The 12,756-nt window shown below is 61.4% G+C and carries 10 protein-coding genes and 1 tRNA gene; 3 read left to right on the plus strand and 8 right to left on the minus strand.

Annotated elements, in window-relative coordinates; all coding sequences use genetic code 11:
- Positions 1-103: 103 nt before the first annotated feature.
- A tRNA-Arg gene (locus HMPREF2537_RS10820) sits at positions 104-177 on the plus strand.
- Between the two features lie 205 nt (positions 178-382).
- On the opposite strand, the gene HMPREF2537_RS10825 is transcribed toward HMPREF2537_RS10820, so the two are convergent.
- The 8 genes from HMPREF2537_RS10825 to HMPREF2537_RS10860 form a co-directional block, all read right to left on the minus strand.
- Positions 383-823, minus strand: a complete 441-nt coding sequence (locus HMPREF2537_RS10825; protein ID WP_070529498.1) for a hypothetical protein — start codon at positions 821-823, stop codon at positions 383-385.
- A gap of 258 nt (positions 824-1,081) precedes the next feature.
- A complete protein-coding gene (locus HMPREF2537_RS10830; RefSeq protein ID WP_246818716.1) occupies positions 1,082-1,306 on the minus strand; it encodes a hypothetical protein in 225 nt (74 codons plus the stop codon).
- Between the two features lie 165 nt (positions 1,307-1,471).
- On the minus strand, positions 1,472-1,765 hold the full coding sequence (locus HMPREF2537_RS10835; RefSeq protein WP_070528852.1) for a molecular chaperone GrpE: 294 nt from the start codon (positions 1,763-1,765) through the stop codon (positions 1,472-1,474).
- A 65-nt stretch (positions 1,766-1,830) separates the two neighbouring features.
- Positions 1,831-2,340, minus strand: a complete 510-nt coding sequence (locus HMPREF2537_RS10840) for a MarR family winged helix-turn-helix transcriptional regulator (protein WP_070443726.1) — start codon at positions 2,338-2,340, stop codon at positions 1,831-1,833.
- Between the two features lie 24 nt (positions 2,341-2,364).
- Complete coding sequence (locus HMPREF2537_RS10845) at positions 2,365-4,950, minus strand: AAA family ATPase (protein ID WP_070528855.1); 2,586 nt, start codon at positions 4,948-4,950, stop codon at positions 2,365-2,367.
- A 3-nt stretch (positions 4,951-4,953) separates the two neighbouring features.
- Complete coding sequence (locus HMPREF2537_RS10850) at positions 4,954-6,078, minus strand: metallophosphoesterase family protein (RefSeq protein WP_070528861.1); 1,125 nt, start codon at positions 6,076-6,078, stop codon at positions 4,954-4,956.
- Positions 6,079-6,140: 62 nt separating this feature from the next.
- Positions 6,141-6,974, minus strand: a complete 834-nt coding sequence (locus HMPREF2537_RS10855; RefSeq protein WP_070528864.1) for an SWIM zinc finger family protein — start codon at positions 6,972-6,974, stop codon at positions 6,141-6,143.
- Positions 6,975-10,046 (minus strand): DEAD/DEAH box helicase, encoded by a 3,072-nt coding sequence (locus HMPREF2537_RS10860; RefSeq protein WP_070528867.1) that lies wholly within the window; start codon positions 10,044-10,046, stop codon positions 6,975-6,977.
- A 243-nt stretch (positions 10,047-10,289) separates the two neighbouring features.
- On the opposite strand from HMPREF2537_RS10860, the gene putP reads away from it, so the two are divergent.
- Both putP and HMPREF2537_RS10870 read left to right on the plus strand, forming a co-directional pair.
- Entirely contained in the window at positions 10,290-11,855 is a 1,566-nt protein-coding gene (putP, locus tag HMPREF2537_RS10865; RefSeq protein ID WP_070528870.1) for a sodium/proline symporter PutP, read from the plus strand.
- A gap of 323 nt (positions 11,856-12,178) precedes the next feature.
- Positions 12,179-12,721 carry an HNH endonuclease family protein gene (locus HMPREF2537_RS10870; protein ID WP_070528873.1) on the plus strand — a complete coding sequence of 181 codons (543 nt, stop codon included), beginning with the start codon at positions 12,179-12,181 and terminating at the stop codon, positions 12,719-12,721.
- Positions 12,722-12,756 lie beyond the last annotated feature (35 nt).

Below are 12,756 nucleotides of genomic sequence, written 5' to 3' on the forward strand. Positions count from 1 at the left end.
CTAGCCGCCCCTTCCTCCCATCACACCCCCATCGGCGTGAGGCCAATTACTGCGCTTCAGTCTTTATAGGCTAGAATCGCATCGTTGGCATTTCGCCAGCAATGCCCTTGTAGCTCAGCGGATTAGAGCATCGGTTTCCGGTACCGAAGGTCGCAGGTTCGATCCCTGTCAGGGGCACTTTTTCATGCCTAAACCGCCCCGCACTATGCCGCGCCTCGGCCCACCGTTTCAACGACGCCACGTGTGCGGGGCCGCAACCGTGCGCATTTTGCATTCCCCCAGACCTGAAACCCGCAACCTGCCCAGGTGGGCGTCGCCCAGCGCTTGCCGACGTCTCACCACCCACCAGGAGGTTTCGGGATCGAGGTCTGGGGATATGGAACTAGCGCAAGCGCGACTCAATATCCGCGACCACTTCTTCCGGATTCTTCGCGGAGGCAATCACGCAGCTGCTGCCCTGTTCAATGCGCACAGTCGGCCCGGACACGATGTACGCCGAAGCTCCGTCGACAATGCGCGGGCCTGCGCCTTCCTTGAGCCCGGTCGCGGGACCGACGCTCGCCCCGGTGATATCGCTGAGTGGAATCCTCTTCGTGAATATGCCCAGGATGGAGACCGCAACGTCGTCGTCACTCACGACGATCTTCACCCGCATCAGAATGCAAGCCACAGTTGCGGCGAGCACCAGGGCGCCGAAGAGGATTGCCGCCCACGTGGAGTCAATCATCGTGGGAACCACCGCGGCCACGACGGCAAAGCCAACGATAATTCCCAGCCACAGGAGCGGGCCGTTGAGATAGCGAACGTAGATGCGAGAGTCCATGGAGTTCAGGCTATCGGATGAATACACTCCCTGCCTGATAGATACTCCCTTCGCGCTCACCGAGCATGTTTGTGGCAGCAGATTAAGGCCCACGGTGAGCGCGAAGGGCGCGGGCGAGAAGTGAGTGAGCGCGAAGAGAGACGGATGAAAGGTTGAGAGGGTGGCAGGTGAGAAGGATGAAGCCCCAGCAGGCAATTCTGCTGGGGCTTGAAGTCAGCTGTTTTCCCCCGCTTGGCGGCAGCGTGAGGAGCGAACCAGTTACTGGGTGATGTACTGGTTGACGATCGGCTGGGTGATATCCAAGGTGCCGTGCTCGATGTAGTACATGCCGAACATCAAGGCGCCCAGCATCACCACGGAGAGAAGCATGGAGGGAATCCACTGAACGAAGACGGATACCCAGCCGTCAGCCTTGTCACGTGCAGCTGCTTCGCGCTGCTCCTGAGCCAAAACGCGCTCGCCGATCATGTTTAGTCCTTTCACTTAGCTCCCCTAGCCAGACTGCGCTCTCATTGAAGCTGTCTTTAAAAAGCATGGGGGATGCTCGCCCTTTAACACAGAGTATCTTAGCAGTTTATGCAGAGCCGTCCGTAGTTAAACGCAGATATTTCCGCCGCTATCCGCCTTTAGTTTGACACCGACTGTGGGCTAGACCCCAGGGTCCTCGTTGTTATTGAGCGCTTCGACGAAATCTTCGCGGTCCTGGAACATGCGCTCAATATCTTCTTCCGCGCCGACGATCCACAGCTGCGAAGCGTCATCGAAAATCAATGCACCCTCCGGATGCTGTTCAAGGGCAGTCTCAAGTGCGGTGGCTTGTTCCTCAGTGAGCTCCTCTAGGTCCTCAACGGGGCCTACCTGAGCGCTGAGCTCTGTCAATGGGGTGATGCCATACGTGGTGTACTGACGCTGCGGATGCTCAAACAGTTCTTGTCCCATCATGGTGCGGGAAAGTCACCTCCTAGTGCGTAAACGGACGGGCCCTACTCTACTCGCGCTAAGCGGAGCTAGTCGGCGTGGAGGCCCAAGCGTTCATCCGGAACGAAGCCCTCATAGCCCGGAAGGTTGCTCTCTGAGAGGACCCCCTCACAGAATCGCAGGAGTGCAGGGGCATCGGCAGGATCGAGGTGATCAAAGACCATGCGGCGTACGGACTCAACGTGCTCAGGCACCGCCGCCTCAAGGCGCTCCTGTCCGAGCTTCGTCATAACGACTTCAACACCGCGCGCATCGCCCGCGCACTTTTCTTTGCACACCAAACCCCGCTTCTCCATGCGGGTGATTTGGTGGGAGGCGCGGGAGCGGTCCCAGTCCAGTTCCGAGCACAACTCGCGCAAACGCAGCGTGTGCTCAGGTGCCTCCGAAAGCGAGACGAGGACTGCAAACTCCGCCGCAGAGATATCGCTACAGGCTAAGAGAGTTTCCTCCATGCCGCGATTAATCTTGCGAATGCTGGCCAGAATATGCCGCCAGAGGTTCTGTTCGCTTTCGGTGAGCCATCGAGTGTCCGCTGTCATGGCTCATACCCTACACGCTAGGACTTAGGAGCTTGTAAGTTTCTCCATATCTAAGTCCGTGCGCCCAGATACCCACGAGTAGCGCTGCGGCATACAGGTCAGCACAATGACCTGCGTGTTCCTTCCAGCCTTGCTAAACAACGCCGCCATGAGCTGAAGGCGCTGTGAGTCAGTGGAGCCCAAGGCGTCATCGATGATGACCGGCACCGGTTCTTCAGAGACCAGCTGCGCTATGGCAAAGCGCGTCAAGATGCTCAACTGCTCCTTGGCGCCACCGGACAGCGCGTTGAAGGCTACGGTCTCACCATTGCGGCTGCGAGCCTGGACCTTGAGCTCTTCTGAGAGTTCAAAGTCCACATCGCCACCGAAGACCGTGCGGGCCAAGCCGTTGAGCGCCGCGACAAACGGCGCGGCATAGCGCTGACGGGCGGCATCGCGATGGCGCAGCATGAGCGTGCGGAGGTAGCGCGCGGCATTCGCTCGGCGCTCGATGGCAGCGTGCCGCTCATGCGCTACTTCCAGCTCCGCGGTGGCTTTCTCCGCGTCCTCAGCCGCACCGGAGTGCATTGTGATGAGCCCATTGAGCTCGCGCATATCGCCAACCGCCGTGTTTACCGCTGACTTCAGGGAGTCCAGGTGTGTGTGCGCTCCCTGAGCTAAGTGCTCGGCAGTTTCCACGTCCACAGCAGACATCTCCTCTAAAGCCGCCTTCTCCTTCGCCAGCTCAGTCTGTGCTGCCTCAATTGCTGCAGTCACGTCGGCATCACTGAGCTGAGCACGGGCAGCCTCCACTGCTGCGGCCTTGGCATCGCGCTGCGCGGTGGCCTCCTCCGCGCGCACGGTGGCTACCTCCAATGCCACGCCTGCCTTGTTCTCACGGTAGGGAGCCACAGCGCGGTCAAGCTCATCGAGCTTCCTGCGCAGCTCCTCTTCCTCGCGCTCCACCACGTCCAACTCTCGCGGCTTCGCAGAATCCTCGGCAATCCCGGCGGCGTCCACGGCGTCCTCATTATCCTCTGCACTGGCCTCAAAACGCGCACGCAGCTCACCGAGGTCCTCCCCGCCGAGTGCGGCGGCCAGTTCGCGAGCGGCAGTGTCGAGAGCAGAGGCGAGTTCGGTGTGTTTCTCGTGAGCGGCACGGGCGGACTCAAGATCCTCGCACCCGGCATCTTCCAGTAGGCGCGCGAGCTCAGCGCGGGCCTTCTCCACGCCTTCCTCACCGGTTTCACCAGCGCCTGCTGCATAGCGGGCTGTAACCTCACCGAGCTGAAGGGTGGTGCCCTCACGCAGCTCAACTGCCAGTTCTTTGCTACTCTCCAGCGCGCGTTCCTCACCATCAACGACGACGGAGCCTTCTCCTGAAAGGTGAAGCTTGGCCGCCGCGGCAGCCCGCAGACGCTCCTGGACGGTGACCTCACGAGCCGCAGCTTCCAGATCTTGAAGGTGTGGTACGTCCGGAGTGGCAGCCAGCTCGCGGCGGCGGGAGGCCAAAGTCTCTTCCAACTTGTTCAGTGTTTCGAGGCGGGTGCCCAGGGCCTCGCGTTCAGCGCGTTGCTGGGCGCGGCGGGCGCGCTGGCGCTCCTCGCGCACGGCCTCATAGCGCTGATGAACCTCGGCGCGCTCCTCCTCTAGTTTCCTACGGGCGGCGGCTTCTTCCTTGGCCCGCTCGCGGGCTTCCATAACCGCTGCGGCGGCGCGCTCAGCAGTATCAATAGCCGCGGCATGCTCAGCAACCACAGCTTTACGGCGCTCCGCTTCCGCCTCCGCGCGCGTTACAGCCTCCGCCGCCCGCGTCACGGCCGCCTCCTGCGCCGTGACCTTCTCCTGGGCGGCCCGGGCAGCAACAAGCTCACTGTCCCGGCGCTCGCACTCTTCCGCAGCGTCCGGCAAAGCGGCTTCGGCCTCAGACTTCTTCAGCTCGGCAGCTTCATAGCGCTCCACCACTCCATCGAGTTCGCGCAATGCAGACTCGGCAGCAGCCTGCTTCTCCTTTGCATCTGACAGCGCGGCGATGGCGGCCTTAAAATCCCCCGCCGGCTTGTCCGTCTTCGCGGTGAAGTACTCCTTATACTCCGCCTCAATGCGCGTGAGCAGCTCGGAGTCTTCCGCCGCGGAACTCGCCCCGGTTTCCTCCTCCAGCGCTGCGGTCAGGGAAGGAATGCCCACTGCGGCGATGCCTTGGTGGGGCTCGTCCTGGCGGACGAAGAGGGCGTCGAGAAGCGCGCGGTCCACGTGCTCACTGAGGATGCGCTCCAACTCCCCATCCGCCTCGGCACCGGTCCACTGGCCCGGGCGTGGGGCGAAAACATGCAGCTCCGACGTGCGTTTCTTCACCCACCGCTTGCGAATGCGGAAGCGGTAAGGCCCCACGGTCGCCTCCAGCGTGACCTCAGGTCCCACATCGCGACCTGCAGGCTGCAGCGCTCTCACCGGCTTGGAATTGGCCGTGTGCTTTTCCGTCAGCACGAAGTCAATAGCCTCCACCAGCGTGGATTTGCCGGCCTCGTTCGGCCCGCCGATAACCACCACGCCGTTCTCCGGGAGGTCTTTGACCTCTAGGTGCTCCACACCGCGGACGTTGTTCAGTTCAACAGAATGTAGCTGCATCATGGTTTAAGCTCCCTTCGCGCTGAGGCGGAACAGCAGGTTGGCGGCGTCGCGGGCGGTGGGATTATCTAGGTCCTCGAGCAGCTCCGCCAGGGCATCCGCGGCATAACCGCTCAAGCTCAATTCGCTGAGCTCCTCTTCGGAGGGCGCTAGGTGCAGATCCATGGTTCTCTCGCGCGGCTTGAGGGAGGCGAAGACCTCCTCTAGCTCCGCCAAGCCCTGCTCCAAACGAGCCTGCGCGCTCAACCCCACAGTGCCACGCAGACTGTATTTCACCGCGGTGCGGATCTTCTCCGGAACGGCGTTTAGCCCCGCAAGAAAAGCCTCGACCTCCTCCAGTGAATTAACGTCCGCATCAATCGCCCGGAAGTCCCAGCGACCGACGCGGTGCTTGGCGACGTCCACCCGCGCCCCCTCAACGGTCACCACCAAGGCATTGCCCGAATCGCGCTCCCTATCGTCGAAGGCCGTGGTCTCCGGGCTGCCGGAGAACCACACCTTGCCGGTACGGCCCAAGGATTCGGTGGAGTGCGTATCCCCCAGCGCCAGATAATCAATAACGCCTTTATCCAGGCACTCCTCCACGAAGGAGAGGTCGATAGTATCTGCGTCAGAGTCCTCGCCCTCGCCCGCGCGGGACTCCACCTGGCCATGTCCCACCGCGATGCGAACCGTGCCCTCATCGGCAGGCTGCAGCGGCTCCAGCGCGCGGCGCACGAGGTCATAATTGGCCCGCTTGGACAAGTAGGGGGCGCCGACGATTTCCACGCCTGGGCGCACCTCGATGGGCTCTGAATCCGCGATGACGTGCACGTTATCCGCAAAGGAGTTGAAGAAGATGGAATCCGCCACGAGAGGATCGTGGTTGCCAGGCAGCAGGTAGACCGGCACCGGCAGGCGCTTGAACATGTCCTTGGCGCGCAGCAGCGTGGACGTGCTCAGGGAATTGTGCTCAAAAACATCACCGGCCACGACGATGAACTCGGCACCTGTCTCGGTGGCCAACTCCCCGAGCCGCAGGACCGCTGCTTCGCGGTCATCATCAAAGCGCGACTGCGCGGCGGGATTTAAAAACCAGCGTGTCATTCCCAGCTGGAAATCTGAGGTGTGGATGAACGTGACCGCGGCCATGCAAACTCCCTACAACGTGGTCCAGGATTGGCGTGTCAGCCTTTCCCTTTCGGTGACTATGTCTAGTGCGTCAGATGATAGTAAAGGTCCTCGACATCGGAGACGGCCCGAAGCAAATCTATGTTCGTATGGCTGACAGACCTCATGGCCTTGCGCAGCAATTCCGGGTCGGAATCATCGACAGCTGGCGCTGTCTTTGGCTCCGGCAAGGGCGGCAATTCTCGCCCCTCCCAGAACAAAGCATTGCGTTCCTCGGCCGAGATTTCAGAGGCCGCGTTAGCGGAATAAGAGTCCTCCGAGGCCGCCTTGGCCTCCTCCATGACCGCTTGCTCGAGCCGCGCAAAATCGAGTCCGCGCAGGGCGAAGATGACAGACGGATCAGCATCCATGCGCGCGGCCAAGCGGTCCGCCACCGCCACGACGTGCTTGCACACGTACTCCGGATCGGGGCAGGTGCACGAGAAACGGAGGTCGTCGGGGTACTCGGCGATGAGGATGTCGAGGGAGGCGTCGGCAAGCATGCCCTCCCTAGCCTTCGCCACGGAGTTGGGGGTGCGCGCGAACATCTCCGACAGCCGCCCGATGTCCTCGTTGTTGCGGTAAGGCACCTGGATGAGCACCGCGAAAGGTTCATTCTGAGAGCCCGCAACCTTGCCGTGCACAGCACCATTGCGCACGTCGAGGCCCACGACATGACCCTCGGTGGCGTACTGGCGCCCGCGGCGAATGCGGCCGGAATCCGTTTGCTGGTTGACAAAGTTGAGCAGGCGCGTGGCCGCCGGCTGCATGGTGCGCACGCGATCGACGCGGTTGACCTCCTCAGGCGTGCTCACGCGCTTGCGGGTGCCGAAGTTGGCGTAGATGACGTTGTTGTCCTCAGGACTCTTCGGTGCCATTTACTTCTCCTGCTCCCTATAGCTCATGAGATCCGCCAGCTGCTCGGGGCTCAGTTCGGTGAGCCAGCCCTCGCCCTCGCCCACGACGGCCCCGGCCAGCTGCGTCTTACCATCAAGAATGTCCTGGATGGATTCCTCCAAGGTACCGGCGGTAATCATCTTGTACACCTGCACGTTGCGCTGCTGGCCAATGCGGAAGGCGCGGTCCGTGGCCTGGTTCTCCACCGCCGGATTCCACCAGCGGTCCATGTGCACGACAATCGACGCCGCCGTGAGGTTCAAGCCTGTACCGCCGGCCTTGAGCGAGAGCAGCATGACGGGTGCGCCATCCTCGGCCTGGAATTCCTCCACCATCTGGTCGCGCCGGTTCTTGCTCACCCCGCCGTGGAGGAAGGGAATCTCGCAGCCCAGTTGCTCAGAGAGGTAGGGCTGGAGAACGTCGCCGAAGGCCTTGTACTGGGTAAAGATCAGCACGCGCTCCTGAGATTCGATGGCTTGGTCAATGATCCGCATGAGCTCCTCCACCTTGCCGGAGCGGTGCTTGCCCTTGATGGTGACAGCGCTGCCATCGGCCAAGAAGTGCGCAGGGTGGTTGCAGATCTGCTTGATGCGGGTCAGTGACGCCAAGATGAGGCCACGGCGCGAGATCCCCTCCTTCTTCTTCGCCAGGGCCTGTTCCACGTCATTGACCAGGGCCTTGTAGAGAGCAGCCTGCTCATCGGTCATGCGCACGGTGATGATCTGCTCGGACTTCTCCGGCAGGTCATCGATGATATTCGGATCCGTCTTAAGGCGGCGCAGGATGAATGGGCCAGTGAGCAAGCGCAGGCGCTCCGCCATGACATCGCTACCCTCGCGCTCAATGGCCTTGGCAAAGTGGTTGCGGAAGAAGGAAGCAGAGCCCAAGATTCCCGGGTTGCAATAGTCCAGGATGGAGCGCATCTCCGACAGGCGGTTCTCAATCGGCGTACCGGTCAGCGCCACGCGGTGGCGCGAGGGAATGGCGCGCACCGCCTTGGAGGAACGCGTCGAGGCGTTCTTGATCGCTTGAGCCTCATCGAGGACCACGCGGTCCCACTCCACCTTGCTCAAGGTCAAAAAGTCACGGCTTACCGTGCCATAGGAAGTGATGACGATATCGGCCTCCTGAGCTGCGGTAACCAATTCCTCGCCCTTCAGGCGCCCGGTGCCGTGTTGCACCATGACCTTAAAATCCGGCACGAAGCGCGTAGCTTCCCTAGCCCAGTTGCCCACCACGGAGGTCGGCGCAACCACCAGAGTGGGCTTCCACGCCTCTGGCTCCCCATCGGTCTCATGGGCGGCTTTTTCTACCGCCAGCAGGGACAGCAGCTGCAGCGTCTTGCCCAAACCCATGTCATCTGCCAGCACCGCGCCGATGTTGTTGCGGGACATCCAGTACAGCCAGTCCACACCGCGACGCTGGTACTCGCGCAGCTCGGCATGGACCGTATCGGGGATGTCCACGCGGTCGGGTGCCGTACTATCCAGCCCGCCGAGCAGCGAGGTATGCCACTCGGATCCGGTGAAGGCCACGGGGTCCTCCGCCATGGACTTCAAGGCCATCTCGCGCAGGTCTGCAAGCGTTACCGCTTCTTCTTGCTCGCCCTCGTTGAATTCCTTGCGACGGCGCTCCACCTCGGCCACAAGCTCTTCCCAGCCGGGTTGTTCCAGCTGACGGGCCATTTCCGCGGTCGCGGCGAGTTGCTCCAGCTCCTTCAGAGCGCGCTTGCGTGCGGTATCGGCCAACTCGCGCATGTACTGCGAGATCTTGTTCAAGGCCTGGGTATCCGCCATGACCCACTCACCGCGCAGGCGGATCAGGCCGGACTTGGAGGAGATGAGCTCTTGCATTTCGGCGTCGGTTAGCTGCGTGTCACCCACCGAAAGCTTCCAGTCATAGCTGAACAACTTCTCCATGCCGATGTGCGCCTTGGTGGCGGCATCGGCCGGATCGCGCACCTCCGTGGTTTCCAGCTTGGCCTTGGTCTCCATGTGGGACCAGGACTTGGGCAGCAGCACGGTAAAGCCGGCTTTGCGCAGGGCGGCGGCATCGTGGGTGACAAATTCCACGAGCTGCTCCGTGGTCAGGTACACATCCCAGTCACCCGCGTTCCGGCTCGCCGGCGCGGAGTTGTACTTCAGCCGCGGTGCCACGTCGAAGGCATGGCGGCGGGCTTCGCGCAGCTTCTCGACGCTTCCCCGATCCAACTGCTCCTGCCGCACCGGCAGGGGTGAATCGGTCCCGGAGCGAACCAGCAGGCGGATGGGCCACGCTGCGTCTTCGACGGAGACATTCTCATTTGGTGGCTCCTCCACGAGGAACACCAGCTGGAGATCGACGGAGGTAATGGAGTCTTTCCACTCATTGAGTCCGCGCAGCAGTTGGGCGCGGCCCTTCTTCACCGGCGCGGTCTTCAGCAGCGCCTGGGCGAAGTCATGCCAGGGCGCGGCGCGCGGGGCGTCGATCTGCGGACGCAATTGGGTATAGGCAATCCAGTGCGTGAGCTCATCAGCCAAATCATCAGAGAGAGCCCGGTTATTTATGGAAAGGATGCCGGGCGCGGAGGCCAGCATCTCCGCCAGCCAGCTACGCTCACCCAAGCCAGAAGCCAGTTGCCACATGGGGTACCACTCGCCTGCTTGATAAGACAAGCGGATAGTCACGCGGCCGGCGCGTACAAAACGGTAAAGCCCGCGGTAGGCCCGGATGAGCCACAAGAGATCTGGCGCGATGGTCGCGCGCTGCTCCGGGGTGGCCGCTTGACTATCGGTGTCGAGGTATTCCAGCTTGGCCAATGTTTCCACCGCTTCATCCGGGGCGAACATAGCCATGGGCACCATGAGGGAGACATCTTTGCCCTTCGGTGTGCGCAGGGACACTCGCGCTCGGTTGCGGAAGGTCTTCTTGCTCAGGATGGAGTCCACCACATCCGGGAAGGTTCCCTCTGGGACTGCTGAGGGCATGATGATCTTGTGCCCTTCGACCTGTTCGATCCATAGACTCAGGCCGGAGACGGGCAGCCAGAGGCCATGCAGCAGGTAAGAAGCCATAGGGGCCAGTTTAGCAGCACGCCTTTTGGGGGTCAGGGTCGCAGAAAGTTCCCGAATCCTGCCCAAATAAGCAATCGTTACAGTCTCGTTATATAACGGCGTAACACCAGTAAGACCGTACATTAAGCTGTGACCAAGGTAACCAAATACTGGTCAACCAGCCAATTTTCAGTTGGGTAGGAGCATTTGCCTCGTTAGCGTGGGTGAGTCCTATTCTTTAATCTCAATCTCAAGGAGAGATCAGTGCAAGACTCCACTTGGTATGTCGTTGCGATGATCATCTACCTGCTTGCCATGGCCGCTATTGGCTTCTGGAGCTACAAGCAGACGGATGAGTATGACGACTACGTTCTCGCCGGCCGCGGCCTTCACCCGTTCGTAGCCGCCCTATCCGCCGGCGCCTCCGATATGTCCGGCTGGCTGCTCATGGGCCTGCCGGGCGCTTTGTTCCTGACCGGTATGTCCGAGCTGTGGATGGCCATCGGCCTCCTCATCGGTGCTTGGGCCAACTGGAAGTGGGTTGCGCCGCGTCTGCGCTCCTACTCCGAAATTGCCGGCAACTCTATTACCGTGCCCTCCTTCTTTGAGAACCGCCTGCACGATAAGTCGCGCCTGCTGCGCATTATCGCGGCGGCAATCATTATCTTCTTCTTCACCTTCTACGTCTCCTCCGGCATGGTGGCCGGCGGCCGCTACTTCGAGTCCAGCTTCGGCGGCGACTACATGGTCGGCATGCTCGTCGTGGCTGCCGTGACGGTCTTCTACACCTTCGTCGGCGGCTTCCTTGCGGTGTCCTACACCGATACCGTCCAGGGCCTGCTGATGTTCGCCTCTCTCATCATCGTGCCGATCATGGTGCTCTTCTCCTTGGACAACCCGGGCGAGATTTTCAGCTTCGCTGCTGAAAACCCCTATGCCACCGGTGGCGTCATTGAGAACCCCGACTACTTCTCCTTGTTCTCCGGCGTTTCCGCCGCCGTCATCATCGGTAACCTGGCCTGGGGCTTGGGTTACTTTGGCCAGCCGCACATCATCGTGCGCTTCATGGCGCTGCGCAAGCCTTCCGACGCCCGCGCGGGCCGCTTCTACGGTGTCAGCTGGATGGGAATCTCCCTCATCGGCGCTATTTTCGTCGCGCTCTCCGGTACCGTGTTCTTTACGAAGGATCCGAATATCTCCATCACCGACCAGGAGAACTACGAGACCATCTTCCTCGACATGGCCCAGGTTATGTTCCACCCGCTGTTTGCTGGTCTGGTACTGACCGCCGTTCTAGCGGCCATCATGTCCACGATGTCCTCCCAGATGCTGGTGGTCTCCACCTCCCTCATTGAGGACCTCTACCTCATCTTCGCTAAGAAGAAGCCACGCCAAGAAGTTCTGATCAACCTGTCCCGCACCGCCGTCGTGGCCATTGCCGTCATTGCGGCTGTGCTGGCTATCAACCCCTCCGACTCGATTCTGGGTCTGGTTGGCTTCGCGTGGGCCGGCTTCGGTTCCGCCTTCGGCCCACTGGTGCTGCTGTCGCTGTACTGGAAGCGCCTCAACTCCTCCGGCGCCATCGCCGGCATGCTCACCGGTGCCGTCGTGGCTATCGGCTGGGGCATGAGCCCGCTGGGCGATACCCTCTACGAGCTGGTACCGGGCTTCATCTCCGCTCTGCTCGTGACTGTCGGCGTTTCGCTGGCCACCAAGGCTCCGGATGAGAAGGTCACCCAGGAGTTCGAGGAGGCATCCCGCCTGGCCAAGCTCGTTGAGAAGAACGATGACTTGGACTTCGAGGAGGCAGCGGAGCAGGTTCAGAAGTAGGCCTCTCCCCTTCTCCCCTCACGCGCGAACCCCGCTCCAGTAGTCCAGTTATTGCTGTGGCGGGGTTTCGCTTGTGATCGGCTCGGTGGCTCTACAAGGTCGCTACTCAAAAGCCTCTACTCAAAAGGCATTTTTCAAAAGGTGCCTTTGCCTCGAAAACGCCGTGTGCGAGCCTCTAAAAGGTGTCTTTGCCCCCAAAGAAACCTTCTTACCAATGCCTTCTGGGAAGTGCCTTTTGACTGCATCCATGTAGCCCTTCTGTGTTCTCACAGGCTTCCTGCTCAAACGGGAACCGCGAACACCCCCGCGCAGTCTAAAAGTGCATGAACCTGCGCGCGGCCTATATCGGCTTCCTCTCCATAGCCACGGTGGCCTACGGCGGCTACCACCTCCTCCCCGGCCCCGACCTGGGCGTGGCTACCGTGCCCGCGCGCGTGGAGGTCCCTGGCTACGACCGAGAAGAGTTCGGCGGCTGGGCGCCGGGTACCCGCGATAGCGTTAAAGCAACGCAGACCATCGACGGCACCCTCTACGACCCCTATGCCCGCGCACCGGCACCGGCGCGCGTGGAAGTCGACCACGTTTTTCCGCTCGCCGCCGCCTGGGATCTCGGCGCATCAGCCTGGCCGCGTGATAAGAAAATGGCCTTTGCCAACGATCCGCTCAACCTTGTTGCCACCGCCCGCAATCTCAACCAAGCCAAGTCCGATTCCTTGCCGGCAGACTGGCTTCCACCGGCTGATCGTTGCGACTACTCGCAGCGCCTTGCCGCTGTGGCGCGTAAGTATCAACTCCCGCTTCCCTCCCGCGATTATGCGGTCATGCGCCACCAATGCCGATTCGATTTCATCTCACAGCACCGTTAGACTTTCGCTGGGAAAAGCCCCGTACAGAAAGGTAA

The organism is Corynebacterium sp. HMSC074E01 (assembly GCF_001808885.1).
Taxonomy (GTDB): Bacteria; Actinomycetota; Actinomycetes; order Mycobacteriales; family Mycobacteriaceae; genus Corynebacterium.